Origin of the sequence: Parvibaculum sp. (assembly GCF_030651915.1) — a bacterium.
In the GTDB taxonomy this organism is placed as follows: Bacteria; Pseudomonadota; Alphaproteobacteria; order Parvibaculales; family Parvibaculaceae; genus Parvibaculum.
Window position 1 is genome coordinate 1 of sequence record NZ_JAUSBV010000009.1, and the last position, 16,398, is coordinate 16,398.

13 protein-coding genes, 1 tRNA gene and 1 pseudogene are annotated in these 16,398 nt (G+C 59.2%); 14 read left to right on the forward strand and 1 reads right to left on the reverse strand.

Going from position 1 to position 16,398, the window contains the following annotated elements; all coding sequences use genetic code 11:
• From tuf to rpoC, 10 genes and pseudogenes are all read left to right on the forward strand, one after another.
• Positions 1-141, forward strand: a pseudogene (tuf, locus tag Q7V31_RS13775) (elongation factor Tu); the annotation flags it as partial.
• 26 nt (positions 142-167) lie between these two features.
• Positions 168-243: transfer RNA gene (locus Q7V31_RS13780), tRNA-Trp, on the forward strand.
• Positions 244-331: 88 nt separating this feature from the next.
• Positions 332-532, forward strand: a complete 201-nt coding sequence (gene secE / locus Q7V31_RS13785; protein ID WP_304735140.1) for a preprotein translocase subunit SecE — start codon at positions 332-334, stop codon at positions 530-532.
• Positions 533-566: 34 nt separating this feature from the next.
• Complete coding sequence (gene nusG / locus Q7V31_RS13790) at positions 567-1,097, forward strand: transcription termination/antitermination protein NusG (RefSeq protein WP_304735141.1); 531 nt, start codon at positions 567-569, stop codon at positions 1,095-1,097.
• Positions 1,098-1,205: 108 nt separating this feature from the next.
• A complete protein-coding gene (gene rplK / locus Q7V31_RS13795; protein ID WP_304735142.1) occupies positions 1,206-1,634 on the forward strand; it encodes a 50S ribosomal protein L11 in 429 nt (142 codons plus the stop codon).
• 5 nt (positions 1,635-1,639) lie between these two features.
• Positions 1,640-2,338 carry a 50S ribosomal protein L1 gene (rplA, locus tag Q7V31_RS13800; protein ID WP_304735144.1) on the forward strand — a complete coding sequence of 233 codons (699 nt, stop codon included), beginning with the start codon at positions 1,640-1,642 and terminating at the stop codon, positions 2,336-2,338.
• A gap of 408 nt (positions 2,339-2,746) precedes the next feature.
• Positions 2,747-3,265, forward strand: a complete 519-nt coding sequence (gene rplJ / locus Q7V31_RS13805; RefSeq protein ID WP_304735146.1) for a 50S ribosomal protein L10 — start codon at positions 2,747-2,749, stop codon at positions 3,263-3,265.
• Positions 3,266-3,313: 48 nt separating this feature from the next.
• A complete protein-coding gene (gene rplL / locus Q7V31_RS13810) occupies positions 3,314-3,685 on the forward strand; it encodes a 50S ribosomal protein L7/L12 (RefSeq protein ID WP_304735147.1) in 372 nt (123 codons plus the stop codon).
• 179 nt (positions 3,686-3,864) lie between these two features.
• A complete protein-coding gene (gene rpoB, locus Q7V31_RS13815) occupies positions 3,865-7,953 on the forward strand; it encodes a DNA-directed RNA polymerase subunit beta (protein WP_304735148.1) in 4,089 nt (1,362 codons plus the stop codon).
• Between the two features lie 169 nt (positions 7,954-8,122).
• A complete protein-coding gene (gene rpoC / locus Q7V31_RS13820; RefSeq protein ID WP_304735149.1) occupies positions 8,123-12,316 on the forward strand; it encodes a DNA-directed RNA polymerase subunit beta' in 4,194 nt (1,397 codons plus the stop codon).
• Between the two features lie 69 nt (positions 12,317-12,385).
• Here the strand turns inward: rpoC and Q7V31_RS13825 are convergent, their stop codons facing one another.
• Positions 12,386-12,781, reverse strand: a complete 396-nt coding sequence (locus tag Q7V31_RS13825) for a hypothetical protein (RefSeq protein WP_304735150.1) — start codon at positions 12,779-12,781, stop codon at positions 12,386-12,388.
• A gap of 475 nt (positions 12,782-13,256) precedes the next feature.
• On the opposite strand from Q7V31_RS13825, the gene rpsL reads away from it, so the two are divergent.
• From rpsL to Q7V31_RS13845, 4 genes are all read left to right on the forward strand, one after another.
• The gene (rpsL, locus tag Q7V31_RS13830; RefSeq protein ID WP_293506792.1) at positions 13,257-13,628 is read left to right on the forward strand and encodes a 30S ribosomal protein S12; all 372 of its coding nucleotides are present in this window, start codon (positions 13,257-13,259) and stop codon (positions 13,626-13,628) included.
• Positions 13,629-13,639: 11 nt separating this feature from the next.
• Complete coding sequence (gene rpsG / locus Q7V31_RS13835) at positions 13,640-14,110, forward strand: 30S ribosomal protein S7 (RefSeq protein WP_304735153.1); 471 nt, start codon at positions 13,640-13,642, stop codon at positions 14,108-14,110.
• A 30-nt stretch (positions 14,111-14,140) separates the two neighbouring features.
• Positions 14,141-16,216, forward strand: a complete 2,076-nt coding sequence (gene fusA, locus Q7V31_RS13840; protein WP_304735154.1) for an elongation factor G — start codon at positions 14,141-14,143, stop codon at positions 16,214-16,216.
• 41 nt (positions 16,217-16,257) lie between these two features.
• Positions 16,258-16,398, forward strand: a 141-nt coding sequence (locus tag Q7V31_RS13845; RefSeq protein ID WP_304735124.1) for a GTP-binding protein, incomplete at its 3' end; no start/stop codon positions are given.

The following is a 16,398-nucleotide window of genomic DNA, read 5'->3' on the forward strand; positions in this document are numbered from 1 at the left end:
GAGATGGTGATGCCGGGCGACAATGTGAAGATGAACGTGACGCTGATCGCGCCGATCGCGATGGAAGAGAAGCTCCGCTTCGCCATCCGTGAAGGCGGTCGTACCGTCGGCGCCGGCGTCGTCTCGAAAGTGTTGAAGTAAGGCTTGTCGCGCTCGCGGCGAGGCTTAGGAGTGTAGCTCAACTGGTAGAGCACCGGTCTCCAAAACCGGGGGTTGGGGGTTCGAGCCCCTCCACTCCTGCCATGCCTCGGTCGATGGGGCAGGCAGGTTGGAACCGGCGAGATGGCGGTATCGGATTTCCGGTGGAGCCGAGAGGCAGTTGGTAGGAAAAATGGCGAAGACCAATCCACTCGAGTTTCTTCAGGAAGTGCGGGCCGAGACCAAAAAGGTCACGTGGCCGACGCGCCGCGAGACGATTATCACCACGGTGATGGTGTTCATCATGGTGGCGCTTGCAATGGTGTTCTTCTTTCTGGCCGACACCGCGCTGAGTTACATCGTTTCGCTCGTGCTCGGTTTCGGCGGCAATTGAGGATACGAGGCTTCGCGCCTCTTCGGATTTAAATATGGCCAAACGCTGGTACATCGTTCACGCCTACTCGAATTTCGAGAAGAAGGTTGCAGAGTCGCTCAAGGAGCAGGCCGAGCAGCACGGGCTCTCGGATCAGTTCGAGGAAATTCTCGTGCCGACCGAAGAAGTGGTCGAAGTGCGGCGCGGGCGGAAGATCAATGCAGAACGCAAGTTCTTCCCCGGCTATGTGCTGGTGAAGATGGAGATGACGGACGAGGCCTATCACCTCGTCAAGAATACGCCGAAGGTGACGGGCTTTCTCGGCGCGGACAACAAGCCGCAGCCAATCAGCCAGGGCGAGGTCGATCGCATCCTGCATCAGGTGCAGGAAGGTGTGGAGCGACCGAAGCCCTCGATCACGTTCGAGATTGGCGAGCAGGTTCGGGTTGCGGATGGACCCTTTGCTTCGTTCAACGGTTTCGTCGAAGAAGTCGACGAAGAAAAGGCGCGGCTCAAGGTGGCCGTGTCGATTTTCGGCCGGGCGACCCCGGTCGAGCTCGAATATGCGCAAGTGGAGAAGCTCTAGGGCTTTCATCCACTTCGTAGTCGTGTGGGAGGCGCATCGGTCTCGAAACGCCCGATGCGCTGCTAACCACTAACCCAAAGAGCCGGGGATATCCGGCAGGGGAATAATATGGCGAAGAAAATCGAAGGCTATATCAAGCTGCAAGTGTCGGCAGGCGCCGCCAATCCGTCGCCGCCGATCGGTCCCGCGCTCGGTCAGCGCGGCCTCAACATCATGGAGTTCTGCAAGGCGTTCAACGCTGCGACGCAGAAGATGGAACAGGGAATGCCGATCCCGGTCGTGATCACGGCCTATTCGGACCGTTCCTTCACCTTCGCGATGAAAACGCCTCCGGCTTCGTACTTTCTGAAAAAAGCGGCGAAGATACAGTCGGGTTCCAAGACGCCCGGCCGCGCCAGCGCCGGTACGGTGACGCTGGCCCAGTGCCGCGAAATTGCCGAGGCCAAGTTCGTCGATCTCAATGCAAACGATCTCGATCAGGCGACGAAGATTATTGCCGGTTCCGCCCGTTCCATGGGCCTTCAGGTGGTGGAGTGAGCGAGATGAGCAACGCAGGCAAACGTATTACGAAGGCCCGTGAGGGTATCGATCACAAGAAAGCCTACGGGCTGGGTGATGCCGTGAAGCTCGTGAAAGAGCGGGCGACAGCGAAGTTTGACGAGACGATCGAAGTCGCGATCTCGCTCGGTGTCGATCCGCGTCATGCAGACCAGATGGTTCGCGGCGTTGTGGCATTGCCGAACGGTTCGGGCCGTACGGTTCGTGTGGCGGTGTTTGCAAAAGGCGACAAGGCGGATGCGGCCAAGGCCGCCGGCGCCGACATCGTCGGTGCGGAGGATCTCGCCGAGATCGTGCAGAGCGGCAAGATCGATTTCGATCGCTGCATCGCGACGCCCGACATGATGCCGCTGGTTGGCCGGCTCGGCAAAGTGCTCGGCCCACGCGGGCTGATGCCGAACCCCAAAGTCGGGACGGTGACGCCCGATGTTGCCGAAGCCGTCAAGGCTGCAAAGGGTGGTGCGGTCGAGTTCCGCGTCGAGAAGGCAGGCATTGTTCATGCCGGCGTCGGCAAGGCGAGCTTCAGCGAGGAACAAATTCTCGGCAACGTCCGGGCACTGATCGATGCGGTGCAGAAGGCGAAGCCGGCGGGTGCCAAAGGCACATATATAAAGCGCATCGCGATCAGCTCGACCATGGGCCCTGGAGTCAAGGTCGAACCGCAAAGCGTTGCGGCCGCCTGAGGCGGTAAAAAGTTTCCGGTCGCAGCCCCGTTTCGGGGTTGCGCCCGGTAAGTACGGACGGGACGTGTGATCACTTCGGCGGCGAGCCGGAGTGGCTACGCCATCGTCCGTTCACCTGTCCGAGACTGCGGGCGCCGAGGTTTCTTCGGGAATCGACGCTTAATCGCCACAAGAAGGCGGCCGGCAATAGACGGGAGTTTGAACGGTTTCATGGAGCCTTCGGGTTCATGGGATCGGTTGGAACCCGGGACGACAGGCAAGTGAGCGCCGTTCGACAGAGGCGCGAGGCTTGACGGCCCCGCGTCCGCTTCGAGCGGCAAACGCCAACGGCGGCAAAGAGACGGACGATGTGTGCGTCTCGAAGTCGCCCCTGAGTGCATGAGGGTTTCATGCATACGGAGAGAGCAAGTGGACAGAGCTGAAAAATCAGAGCTCGTGACGGAACTCAACGGCGTGTTTTCGAACGCCGCTGTGGTCGTCGTCGCCCACTACAGCGGTCTTACCGTGAACCAGATGTCTGATCTGCGTTCGCGGATGAACAAGGCTGGTGCTTCGTTCAAGGTGACGAAGAACCGGCTTGCAAAGCTCGCTCTGGACGGCACTCCGATGAAAGAGATCAACGATCTCTTCGCGGGGCCGACGGCGATCGCCTATTCGAACGACCCGGTTGCGGCCCCCAAGGTTGCAATCGAGTTTGCCAAGGAGAACCAAAAGCTGGTGATCCTCGGCGGCGCGATGGGCGAAACGGTTCTCGATGCGAAAGCAGTGAAGCAACTTGCCGACCTGCCGTCGCTTGACGAACTGCGCGCGAAGATCGTGGGCATGATCCAGACGCCTGCCACCCGTATCGCGGGTGTGCTGCAGGCACCTGGTGCCCAACTGGCGCGTGTGCTGAATGCCTATGCCACCAAGAGCGAAGCGGCGTGACCGCTGCGGTGAACCGAAACCAACCGAACCCCAAAGAAAGACACTGAAATGACCGATCTCGCAAAAATCGTGGAAGACCTTTCCAACCTGACCGTTCTTCAGGCAGCTGAGCTGTCGAAGATGCTCGAAGAAAAGTGGGGCGTCTCGGCGGCGGCTCCGGTGGCCGTCGCGGCTGCCGGTGCGGCTCCTGCCGCTGCTGCTGAAGAGCAGACCGAGTTCGAGGTGGTGCTTGCTGCCGCCGGCGAAAAGAAGATCGAAGTGATCAAGGAAGTCCGCGCGATCACGGGCCTCGGCCTCAAGGAAGCCAAGGACCTCGTTGAAGGCGCTCCGAAGACCGTCAAGGAAGGCGCGTCGAAGGATGAGGCTGCCAAGATCAAGGCGCAGCTTGAGAAGGCCGGCGCCAAAGTCGAACTCAAGTAAGTTCGTTTCGACCGTTGCGGTCGGGGTGGACGGCGCTGCGCCGTCCACCCCGACCGAAACACCGGAGCCTCGGCGCCGGATACCCCCTACGGAAAAGGCGGGCCTTGAGACCGGGCAGCCCCCTTCTCCGACTGAAAGCCCGGCCGCCGTTCTAATGCAGAGCGTTGCGAGGAGCACAAATGACGCAGTCCTTCACTGGTCGAAAGCGGGTTCGTAAGATCTTCGGTCATATCCCGCAGGTCGCGGAAATGCCGAATCTGATCGAGGTTCAGAAATATTCCTACGACCAGTTCCTGCAGGTGAAAAACCCGGTTGGTGGCCGCGAGGAGCAGGGGCTCCAGGCGGTTTTCAAGTCGGTTTTCCCGATCAGCGATTTTTCCGAGAGCTCGACACTTGAATTCGTGAACTACGAGTTCGAGACGCCGAAGTATGATGTCGAGGAATGCCAGCAACGCGGCATGACCTATGCGGCGCCTTTGAAGGTGACGCTGCGACTGATCGTGTTCGAGGTGGACGAGGATACCGGCGCGAAGTCGGTCAAGGACATCAAGGAGCAGGACGTCTATATGGGCGACATGCCGCTGATGACGGAGAACGGTACGTTCGTCATCAACGGTACAGAGCGCGTTATCGTCTCGCAGATGCATCGCAGCCCCGGCGTGTTCTTCGATCACGACAAGGGAAAGACGCATTCGTCCGGCAAGCTGCTCTTTGCTGCGCGCGTCATTCCCTATCGCGGTTCGTGGCTCGATTTCGAGTTTGACGCGAAGGATATCGTCTTTGTGCGTATCGACCGTCGTCGCAAGCTGCCGGTGACGACATTGCTCTACGCACTCGGGCTCGATTCGGAAGAAATTCTCGATACCTTCTACAAGAGCGTCACCTTTACAAAGGTGAAGCAGGGCTGGCGTGTGCCCTTCGATGCCGATCGCTATCGCGGCGCGAAGCCGGAGCGCGACATGATTGACGCGAAGAGCGGCAAGGCGGTGGTCGAAGCCGGCCGCAAGATGACGCCGCGGCTCGCCAAGAAGCTTGCAGAAGACGGCCTCAAGGAACTGCTCGTACAAAACGAGGACATTCACGGACGCTATCTCGCCCGAGAAATCGTCAATATGGAGACCGGCGAAATTTTTGCCGAGGCTGGCGACGAGATCACGCCCGAGATGCTTGAGATGCTGGTCGAAGCAGGTCACAGTGAAATCACGACGCTGGACATCGATCACGTGAATACCGGTGCTTTCATCCGCAACACGCTCTCCGTGGACAAATGCACCAACCGCGAGCAGGCGCTGATCGACATTTATCGCGTTATGCGCCCCGGTGAACCGCCGACGGCGGACACAGCGGAAGCCTTGTTCCAGAGCCTGTTCTTCGACGCCGAGCGCTACGATCTGTCAGCGGTCGGGCGCGTCAAGATGAACATGCGCCTCGATCTCGACTGCCCGGACACGATGCGAGTGCTGCGCCGGGAGGATATCCTGGCTGTCATCAAGACTTTGGTCGGGCTGCGCGACGGCAAGGGTGAAATCGACGATATCGACAATCTCGGCAATCGCCGCGTGCGTTCGGTGGGCGAACTGATGGAAAATCAGTATCGCGTCGGACTGCTGCGCATGGAACGAGCGATCAAGGAACGCATGTCGTCGGTCGATATCGACACGGTGATGCCGCATGACCTGATCAATGCCAAGCCTGCGGCAGCGGCTGTGCGCGAATTTTTTGGTTCGTCGCAGTTGTCGCAGTTCATGGACCAGACCAACCCGCTGTCGGAAATCACCCACAAGCGCCGCCTTTCGGCGCTCGGGCCCGGCGGCCTCACGCGTGAGCGAGCTGGCTTCGAGGTGCGCGACGTGCATCCGACGCATTACGGTCGCATCTGTCCAATTGAAACGCCGGAAGGTCCGAACATCGGCCTCATCAATTCGCTGGCGACCTTTGCTCGCGTCAACAAGTACGGCTTCATTGAGAGCCCGTACCGACGCGTCAAGGGCGGCAAGATGACGGATGACGTCGTCTATCTCTCGGCCATGGAAGAGGCGCGCTACCGCATCGCTCAGGCCAATATTTCGATCAGCAAGAAGGGCGAGATCGAAGGCGAACTCGTCAATTGCCGTATCGATGGCGATTTCGAGATGGTGCCGCCGGATCAGGTGGACTTCGTCGACGTGTCACCGAAGCAGATTGTCTCAGTTGCCGCGGCACTGATCCCGTTCCTCGAAAACGACGACGCGAACCGTGCGCTGATGGGCTCAAACATGCAGCGTCAGGCTGTGCCGCTGATCCGCTCCGAGGCGCCGTTGGTCGGCACCGGAATGGAAGAAGTTGTGGCACGGGACAGCGGCGCCGCGATTGGCGCGCGCCGTACCGGCATCGTCGACCAGGTCGATGCGACCCGCATCGTCATCCGGGCAACCGAAGAGGTCGATCCATCGAAGTCGGGCGTCGACATATACAATCTGCGCAAGTTCCAGCGTTCGAACCAGAACACCTGCATCAACCAGCGTCCGCTGGTGCGCGTCGGCGATCAGGTTCGCAAGGGCGACATCATCGCCGACGGTCCATCGACCGAGCTCGGCGATCTGGCGCTCGGCCGGAACGTGCTCGTCGCGTTCATGCCGTGGAATGGCTACAACTTCGAAGACTCGATCCTGATTTCCGAGCGCATCGTGCGCGATGACGTGTTCACGTCCATCCACATCGAAGAATTTGAGGTGATGGCGCGCGATACGAAGCTCGGGCCGGAAGAAATTACCCGCGATATTCCGAATGTCGGCGAAGAGGCTCTCAAGAACCTTGACGAAGCCGGCATCGTCTATATCGGCGCGGAAGTGAATCCTGGCGATATTCTCTGCGGCAAGATCACGCCGAAGGGCGAGAGCCCGATGACGCCGGAAGAAAAACTTCTGCGCGCCATCTTCGGCGAAAAAGCATCTGACGTGCGCGACACGTCGCTGCGTCTGCCGCCGGGCGTGCAGGGTACGGTTGTCGAAGTGCGGGTGTTCAACCGGCACGGTATCGACAAGGACGAACGCGCGATGGCGATCGAGCGCGAGGAAATTGAACGTCTCGCGAAGGATCGTGACGACGAGTTCGGTATTCTCGACCGTAACGTCTATGGGCGTCTCTCCGAGATTCTGCTCGGCAAGCAAATCGCTTCCGGCCCGAAGGGCATGGAAGCCGAGAGCAAGGTGACGCAGGCAAATCTCGACGATCTGAGCCACGGGCAGTGGTGGCAGATTGCATTGAAGAACGAGAAGGCGCAGGCCGAAATCGAAGCGCTGAAAAAGCAGTATGACGAAAGCAAGGAACGCCTCGAAGCGCGCTTTGCCGACAAAGTCGACAAGCTTCAGCGCGGCGACGAACTGCCGCCCGGCGTGATGAAGATGGTCAAGGTCTTCGTCGCCGTGAAGCGCAAGCTGCAGACCGGCGACAAGATGGCCGGCCGCCATGGCAACAAGGGTGTCATCAGCCGGATCGTGCCGATGGAGGACATGCCTTATCTCGATGACGGGCAGCCGGTGGACATCGTGCTCAATCCGCTCGGTGTGCCGAGCCGCATGAATGTCGGTCAGATTCTCGAAACGCATTTGGGATGGGCGTGCGCCGGTCTCGGCAAGAAGATCGAGATCGCTCTCGAAAGCTATCGTCGTGAGAACAAGCCGAAGGAACTGAAAGATCTCATCAAGAAGATTTATGGCGACGACCCGACCGTTGCTTCGCTCGATGAGGAGCAGCTTGTCGAGATGGCCGGAAATTTGACGAATGGCGTACCGATTGCGACGCCGGTGTTCGATGGTGCGCATGAGCCGGATATCGTGGAGATGCTTGATCTTGCCGGAATGGATCATTCCGGTCAGGTGACACTCCATGACGGTCGGAGCGGTGAGGCCTTCGATCGAAAGGTGACTGTCGGCTACATTTACATGCTGAAGCTGCACCATCTCGTGGACGACAAGATTCATGCTCGTTCCATCGGGCCTTACTCGCTCGTTACCCAGCAGCCGTTGGGCGGCAAGGCGCAGTTCGGTGGCCAGCGTTTCGGTGAAATGGAAGTGTGGGCGCTTGAGGCCTATGGCGCCGCCTATACGTTGCAGGAAATGTTGACGGTCAAGTCGGACGACGTTGCCGGTCGTACCAAGGTCTATGAAGCCATTGTGCGCGGCGACGATACGTTTGAGGCCGGTATTCCCGAAAGCTTCAACGTACTCGTCAAGGAAATGCGGTCCCTCGGCCTCAATGTCGAGCTGCTGACGCCGCCGGCGAACTGACGTGAAACGATGGCGGCGCGCCCTTTGCCGGCCGCGCCGCCGCCTTCCGCTCCTTCGGGAGCGATGAAGGCAAAGCAGAGATTGATATACGGGGTATGCGGACGGATGGCCCCACCGGACGCGAACGATGTTCCCCGTTGATGTGGAGGCCCGAGCTCAGGAGAAGTCCATGAACCAAGAGGTCATGAACCTTTTCAATCCGACGACGCCGGCGCAGACATTCGATCAGATCAAGATTTCGATCGCCAGCCCGGAACGGATCCATTCCTGGTCTTACGGCGAGATCAAGAAGCCCGAAACGATCAACTACCGTACGTTCAAACCCGAACGCGACGGCTTGTTCTGCGCGCGCATTTTCGGTCCGATCAAGGACTACGAATGCCTGTGCGGCAAATACAAGCGGATGAAGTACAAGGGCATCATCTGCGAAAAGTGCGGCGTGGAAGTGACGCTCTCGAAGGTCCGGCGCGAGCGGATGGGCCATATCGAGCTTGCGGCGCCGGTTGCACATATCTGGTTCCTGAAGTCGTTGCCGAGCCGCATCGGCATGCTTCTCGACATGACGTTGAAGGATCTTGAACGCGTTCTCTATTTCGAGAACTACATCGTTCTGGAGCCCGGCCTGACTTCGTTGAAGGAACGCCAGCTTCTTACCGAAGAAGAGTTGCTCGACGCCCAGGATCAGTATGGCGAAGACAGCTTCACCGCCAAAATCGGTGCTGAGGCGATCCGCGAAATTCTGGAGGCGCTCGACCTCGAAAAGACCGCAGCCGAACTGCGTGTCGAGATTGCCGAGTCGACGTCGGAACTGAAGCCCAAGAAGCTCGCCAAGCGCTTGAAGTTGATCGAGGCTTTCATCGAATCCGGCAACAAGCCGGAATGGATGATCTTGACGGTTGTCCCCGTGATTCCGCCGGAGTTGCGGCCGCTGGTGCCACTCGATGGTGGCCGTTTCGCAACGTCGGATCTCAACGACCTCTATCGTCGTGTTATCAACCGCAACAACCGGTTGAAGCGTTTGATGGAGCTTCGCGCGCCGGATATCATCATCCGTAACGAAAAGCGCATGTTGCAGGAGTCAGTCGACGCGCTTTTCGACAACGGTCGCCGCGGTCGCGTCATCACCGGTGCCAACAAGCGCCCGTTGAAGTCTCTTGCCGACATGTTGAAGGGCAAGCAGGGCCGCTTCCGTCAGAACCTGCTCGGCAAGCGTGTCGACTATTCGGGCCGTTCGGTCATCGTCGTCGGTCCGGAGCTGAAGCTGCATCAGTGCGGCCTGCCGAAGAAGATGGCCCTCGAGCTCTTCAAGCCGTTCATCTATTCGCGTCTTGAAGCCAAGGGTCTGTCGGCAACCGTCAAACAAGCAAAGAAGCTGGTCGAGAAGGAACGCCCTGAAGTCTGGGAAATTCTTGAACAGGTGATCCGTGAGCATCCGGTATTGCTCAACCGCGCGCCGACATTGCATCGTCTCGGTATCCAGGCTTTCGAGCCGGTGCTGATCGAAGGCAAGGCGATTCAGCTTCACCCGCTGGTTTGCGCGGCCTTCAATGCGGACTTCGACGGCGACCAGATGGCCGTTCACGTTCCGCTGTCGCTCGAAGCGCAGCTCGAAGCGCGTGTGCTGATGATGTCGACCAACAACATCCTGCATCCGGCCAACGGCTCGCCGATCATCGTTCCGTCGCAGGACATCGTTCTCGGTCTCTACTACGTGACGATCGAAAAGCAGAATGAGCCGGGCGAGGGCATGGTATTCGCTACGATGGCGGAGATCGAGCACGCGTTGGCGTCTCAGGCGGTAACGCTCCATGCGAAGGTCAAGGCGCGATACACGACGAAGGATGCGGATGGCAATCCCCTTACCCAGGTGGTGGACACGACACCTGGCCGCATGATGGTCGGTGAGCTTCTGCCGAAGCACCCCAGTGTGCCCTTCGATGTCGTCAACCGCCTGCTGACGAAGCGCGATATATCCAAGATGATCGACGTGGTCTATCGGCACTGCGGTCAGAAGGAGACGGTTATTTTCTGTGACCAGATCATGGCGCTTGGTTTCCGTCAGGCGTTCCGAGCCGGTATTTCATTCGGCAAGGACGACATGGTCATTCCGGAAGAGAAGGCCAAACTCGTCGAAGAGACTCAGACGCTCGCCACCGAGTATGAACAGCAATATATCGACGGCCTCATCACTCAGGGCGAAAAGTACAACAAGGTTGTCGACGCTTGGGCGAAGTGTACCGATCGCGTTGCCGACGTGATGATGCAGAAGATTCGCGCGGTCGAGATCGATCCCGAAACGAAGCGGGAGAAGCCGATCAACTCGATCTACATGATGGCGGATTCGGGCGCGCGCGGCTCGCCGGCACAGATGAAGCAGCTGGCCGGCATGCGTGGCCTGATGGCCAGACCTTCGGGCGAAATTATCGAGACGCCGATCATCTCGAACTTCAAGGAAGGTCTCACCGTTCTCGAGTACTTCAACTCGACTCACGGTGCACGTAAGGGTCTTGCCGACACCGCGCTTAAAACAGCGAACTCGGGGTACCTGACACGACGTCTCGTGGACGTGGCGCAGGATTCGATCATCACCGAAGAAGATTGCGGCACTTCGGGCGGCATCACCGTCCAGGCCGTAATTGAGGCGGGCGATGTCATCGTGTCGCTCGGCACCCGGGTTCTCGGCCGCACGACGGCCGAAGACGTAAAAGACCCGGCAACCGACAAGGTCATCCTCAAGAAGAACCACCTGATCGACGAGGCCGATATGGACCTCATCGAAGCGGCCAATATTCAGACGATGAAGATTCGTTCGGTGTTGACCTGCGAGGCGGCGAATGGCGTTTGCGCGGCTTGTTACGGGCGCGATCTCGCACGTGGCACGCCGGTAAACATGGGCGAAGCAGTGGGTGTCATTGCGGCCCAGTCGATCGGCGAGCCGGGTACACAGCTCACCATGCGTACTTTCCATATCGGAGGTACAGCGCAGGTGGTGGACAGTTCGTTCATCGAGTCAAATCATCCCGGGACGATCAAGATCGTCAATCGCAACGTGGTCAAAGACTCGAACGGCGTTTTCGTCGTGATGGGCCGGAACGTTCAGGTCCAGGTGATCGACGAACATGGCGGCGAACGGGCATCGCACAAGTTGCCTTATGGCGCGCGCCTCAAGGTTGACGAGGGCGGTACGATTGGCCGCGGTCAACGGATTGCCGAATGGGATCCCTACACCATGCCGATCCTTACCGAGCTGGATGGCACGGTTGAGTTCGAGGATGTCGTGGACGGCGTTTCGATCCGTGAAGTCGCGGATGAGGCGACGGGTATTTCAAGCCGCGTCGTTATCGATTGGCGCGCCACCCCGCGCGGCAGCGAGCTTCGCCCGGCTATGGTCGTCAAGGGCAAGAACGGCAAGATACTGACGCTGACCAATGGCAACGAAGCTCGCTTTCTGCTTTCGGTCGATGCCATCTTGTCGGTTGATAACGGCGCCTCTGTTCATGCCGGCGACGTGTTGGCACGTATTCCGACGGAAGGTGCCAAGACGCGAGATATTACAGGCGGTCTGCCGCGTGTGGCCGAACTCTTTGAAGCACGCCGTCCGAAGGATCACGCCATTATCGCGGAAGCGACCGGGCGTGTGGAATTCGGGAAGGACTACAAGAACAAGCGTCGTATTATCGTGCATCCGAGCGACGAGAGCATGGAGCCGATCGAGTATCTGATTCCAAGAGGCAAGCATATTTCGGTGCAAGAAGGCGATGTGATCGAGAAGGGCGAATTCATTCTCGACGGACACCCGGCGCCGCATGACATTCTTGCGATTTCCGGCGTCGAGGAGCTGGCGGCCTATATCGTCAACGAGGTTCAGGACGTCTATCGTCTGCAGGGCGTCGCGATCAACGACAAGCATATTGAAGTGATCGTGCGCAACATGTTGCAGAAGGTCGAGGTTACGAACCCCGGGGACTCCGTCACACTGCCGGGCGAGCAGCTTGATCGTTCTGAGTTCGACGAGATGAATGCCAAGCTCGAAGCACAGGGCAAGGCGACGGCAACGGCATCTCCGGTTCTCCTTGGCATTACCAAGGCAAGCCTGCAGACTCGTTCGTTCATCTCGGCGGCATCTTTCCAGGAAACGACCCGCGTTCTGACCGAGGCGGCAGTTGCCGGCAAGGTTGATCAACTGATTGGTTTGAAGGAGAACGTTATCGTCGGGCGCCTGATCCCGGCCGGTACGGGCGGCATGCTGCAACGCCTGCGTGGCGAGGCACAGAGCCGCGACGATAAAATTCTTGAAGATCAGGTGGCGGCGAATCCCGTCGTGACGCCCGAAGTAGTCGAGACCGCTGGCGACGCCGCCTGACGGCTCCGCGCCCAGGACAAGCGCAAACAGGCCACCCGGGCAATCGGGTGGCCTGTTTCGTTTCGGTGCTCAAGCTGCGATAGGGGCCCGGATGGCTCTGCTAAGAAAGACAATGAAGACGATAAGGAAGAGGAAATCCCCGGCCGCAGCCAGCAGCATCGCTGTCGGGACCTCAATTTCGCGCAGTCGCAAGGCGACCAGCACACAAACGCCGAGTTTGCCGACGAGGCCCAGAAGGACAATCTGGCGAGCGGCCGGGCTGCCAGAAGCGACCATGGCGTAACCGACGCCGAAGATGCAAATCAGCAGTCCCATAATTTGGACCAGGATCGTGTGCTGCGGGTCGAGGGGCGGCAAGCCGGCATTGACGGTGGAGAGGGTGGGCATCAGGAGTGGCGGCAGGCCGGCCAGGAAGTTGTAGGCCGCTGCCACCCAGAAGAATGCAGGCCAGAATCGGTCTGTCATTGGAACGCCTCCGTCAGTCCTGCGTTGGTGCTCATATTGCTCTGGATTCGTCTCTCCGACAGCGCCATGGACAGGCGGATTGTCGTCGAAATGGCCCTGCATGGCCGTCCTGTGGCCGTTTTGGACCCGAAACGTCTCTCCGGGGCGGATTTCCTCGCATTTCTTAAGGATTGGGGTTGACGGGGTAGGGGGCCCAGAGTAGTTTCCGCCCACTTTCGCTCCAGGTAGTAGAGCTCCCCGGGTGTCGGGCCTTCAAGTCCCTGATGGGATTGGCCTTTCACCGGATCTAGACACTGGGGTCAGTGAACCGAATACGAGGAATGGCGCACGATTCCGGGCACAAGCCGGGATCCTCTGCATTTGGACGCAAAACCCGATAGGGGTTTGGTGTCCATGAGCGCGCGCAGCCAATTCCGGAGGAAATCCGGGGCGGCGCGGCGTTTTTTTGTTTGGACAGACAGGATCGAGCAGGCGAATGCCCACCGTCAACCAACTCATTCGCAACCCGCGCAAGCCGCTGGTGAAGCGAAATAAAGTGCCAGCCATGCAGGCGTGTCCGCAGAAGCGTGGCGTTTGTACGCGCGTCTACACGACGACGCCGAAGAAGCCGAACTCCGCGCTGCGCAAGGTAGCGCGCGTTCGTCTGACGAATGGCTTCGAAGTCACGAGCTACATTCCGGGCGAAGGCCACAATCTGCAGGAACACTCCGTGGTGCTGATCCGCGGCGGCCGCGTGAAGGATCTTCCCGGCGTTCGCTATCACATTATCCGCGGTGTGCTCGATACGCAGGGCGTGAAAGACCGCCGCCAGCGCCGTTCGAAATACGGCGCCAAGCGTCCGAAGTAAGGATCAAAGACATGTCCCGACGCCACCGCGCAGAAAAGCGAGACGTAATTCCGGACGCCAAATTTGGCGACGTCGTTCTCGCGAAATTCATGAACAGCCTGATGTACGACGGCAAGAAGTCCGCCGCCGAAAGCATCATCTATGGCGCCTTCGACCAGATGCAGCAGAAGGCCAGCGTCGATCCGCTGCGCACCTTCCATGAAGCCCTCGAGAACGTGATGCCGGCGCTCGAAGTGCGTTCGCGTCGTGTCGGCGGCGCAACCTACCAGGTGCCCGTCGAAGTCCGTCCGGAACGCCGCAAGGCGCTCGCCATCCGCTGGATCATTGCCGCTGCTCGCGCGCGCAACGAGACCACCATGGTAGCGCGTCTTTCGGGTGAGTTGCTCGATGCGGCCAACAATCGCGGGTCGGCCGTCAAGAAGCGTGAAGACACGCACCGCATGGCGGAAGCCAACCGCGCTTTCTCGCACTACCGCTGGTAAAGCGGATACGACCTCCAAAGGCAGACCGTCATGGCACGTAAAACGAAGCTCGAAGATTACCGCAATATCGGCATCATGGCGCACATCGATGCCGGTAAAACGACGACGACCGAGCGCATCCTGTTTTACACAGGTGTAAGTCACAAGATCGGCGAAGTGCATGACGGCGCCGCTACCATGGATTGGATGGAGCAGGAGCAAGAGCGCGGAATCACCATCACATCCGCCGCGACGACCTGCTTCTGGAACGAAAAGCGCATCAATATCATCGACACGCCCGGCCACGTGGATTTCACGATCGAAGTCGAGCGTTCGCTGCGTGTGCTCGACGGCGCCGTCACCGTGTTCGATTCGGTGGCTGGCGTGGAGCCGCAGTCGGAAACCGTGTGGCGTCAGGCTGACAAGTACGGCGTGCCGCGCATGTGCTTCGTCAACAAGATGGACCGCATGGGCGCGAATTTCTATCGCTGTGTGGACATGATTGTGACGCGCCTCGGCGCAACGCCGCTCGTGTTGCAGCTGCCGATCGGTTCGGAAGCCGAGTTCGAAGGCCTCATCGATCTTATCCGGATGAAAGAGATCATCTGGAAAGACGAGTCGCTGGGTGCCGAGTTCGAGTACCGCGACATTCGCGCCGATCTGAAAGAGCAGGCCGACGAATATCGCGCGAAGCTCGTCGAAGGCGCCGTCGAAATGGACGATGTCGCGATGGAGGCATATCTCGACGGCAATGAGCCTGATGAGGCGACCCTCAAAGCCCTCATCCGCAAAGGGACCATCGGCCGCAAGTTCGTGCCGGTTCTCTGCGGTAGCGCCTTCAAGAACAAGGGTGTGCAGCCGATGCTGGATGCCGTTGTCGACTATCTGCCGTCACCGGTTGATGTCGAGAGCGTTGAGGGTATCGATCCAAAGACCGAAGAGCCTGCGACGCGCAAGACCTCGGATGAGGCGCCGCTCTCGGTTCTGGCATTCAAGATCATGAACGACCCGTTCGTCGGCTCGCTGACCTTCTGCCGTATTTACTCCGGTGTGCTGGCGACGGGCACAGGCGTGCTGAACTCGACGAAAGACAATCGCGAACGTATTGGCCGAATGCTGCTTATGCATGCGAACCATCGCGAAGACATCAAGGAAGCTCATGCAGGCGACATCGTTGCTGTGGCGGGCCTGAAGAACACCACCACCGGCGACACGCTCTGCGACCCGCTGAAGCCGATTATTCTTGAGCGGATGGAATTTCCGGAACCGGTTATCGAAGTGGCTGTTGAGCCAAAGACGAAAGCCGACCAGGAGAAAATGGGCATCGCGCTCAATCGTCTTGCACAGGAAGATCCGTCTTTCCGTGTTTCGGTCGACGAGGAGTCCGGCCAGACCGTCATCAAGGGCATGGGCGAGCTTCATCTCGACATTCTTGTTGACCGTATGCGCCGCGAGTTCAAGGTTGAAGCCAATGTGGGCGCGCCGCAGGTTGCTTATCGCGAGACACTGACGAAACGCGCCGAGATCGACTACACGCACAAGAAGCAGACCGGTGGTTCGGGCCAGTATGCGCGCGTCAAGATCGTTTTCGAGCCGGGCGAGCCGGGTACAGGATTCCTGTTCGAAAGCAAGATCGTCGGTGGCTCGGTGCCCAAGGAATATATTCCGGGCGTTCAAAAGGGCGTTGAAAGCGTCAAGGATTCGGGCCCGCTGGCCGGCTTCCCGATGATCGACTTCAAGGCGACGTTGATGGATGGCGCCTATCACGATGTTGACTCAAGCGTGATGGCTTTCGAAATTGCGGCTCGCGCGGCGTTCCGCGAAGGCGCGCAGCAAGCCGGTGTGAAGCTCCTCGAGCCGATCATGAAGGTCGAAGTGGTGACGCCGGAAGAATATATGGGCGATGTGATCGGCGATCTGAACAGTCGCCGGGGACAGATCAGCGGCACCGAGCAGCGCGGCATCGCGCAGGTCATTCATGCGATGGTGCCACTCGCCAACATGTTCGGCTATGTCAATACGCTGCGTTCGATGAGCCAGGGCCGCGCCCAGTACACGATGCAGTTCGATCACTATGAACAGGTACCGCAAGCGGTGTCCGACGAAGTCCGGGCGAAGCTCGCCTAACCAATTGAACCAAGACTGTTCCTGAAGGATGGAGCGCCGAGATGGCCAAAGAGAAGTTTGAGCGGAACAAGCCGCACTGCAACATCGGTACGATCGGTCACGTTGACCACGGGAAGACGTCGTTGACGGCAGCGATCACGAAGGTGCTTGCGGAGACGGGTGGCGCGACCTATTCGGCCTAT

What these genes read in the sequence shown, in the direction of transcription:
- secE (WP_304735140.1), top strand. Translation starts at nt 332, where the DNA reads ATGGCGAAGACCAATCCACTCGAGTTTCTTCAGGAAGTGCGGGCCGAG.
- nusG (WP_304735141.1), top strand. Translation starts at nt 567, where the DNA reads ATGGCCAAACGCTGGTACATCGTTCACGCCTACTCGAATTTCGAGAAG.
- rplK (WP_304735142.1), top strand. Translation starts at nt 1,206, where the DNA reads ATGGCGAAGAAAATCGAAGGCTATATCAAGCTGCAAGTGTCGGCAGGC.
- rplA (WP_304735144.1), top strand. Translation starts at nt 1,640, where the DNA reads ATGAGCAACGCAGGCAAACGTATTACGAAGGCCCGTGAGGGTATCGAT.
- rplL (WP_304735147.1), top strand. Translation starts at nt 3,314, where the DNA reads ATGACCGATCTCGCAAAAATCGTGGAAGACCTTTCCAACCTGACCGTT.
- rpoB (WP_304735148.1), top strand. Translation starts at nt 3,865, where the DNA reads ATGACGCAGTCCTTCACTGGTCGAAAGCGGGTTCGTAAGATCTTCGGT.
- rpoC (WP_304735149.1), top strand. Translation starts at nt 8,123, where the DNA reads ATGAACCAAGAGGTCATGAACCTTTTCAATCCGACGACGCCGGCGCAG.
- Q7V31_RS13825 (WP_304735150.1), bottom strand. Translation starts at nt 12,781, where the DNA reads ATGACAGACCGATTCTGGCCTGCATTCTTCTGGGTGGCAGCGGCCTAC.
- rpsL (WP_293506792.1), top strand. Translation starts at nt 13,257, where the DNA reads ATGCCCACCGTCAACCAACTCATTCGCAACCCGCGCAAGCCGCTGGTG.
- rpsG (WP_304735153.1), top strand. Translation starts at nt 13,640, where the DNA reads ATGTCCCGACGCCACCGCGCAGAAAAGCGAGACGTAATTCCGGACGCC.
- fusA (WP_304735154.1), top strand. Translation starts at nt 14,141, where the DNA reads ATGGCACGTAAAACGAAGCTCGAAGATTACCGCAATATCGGCATCATG.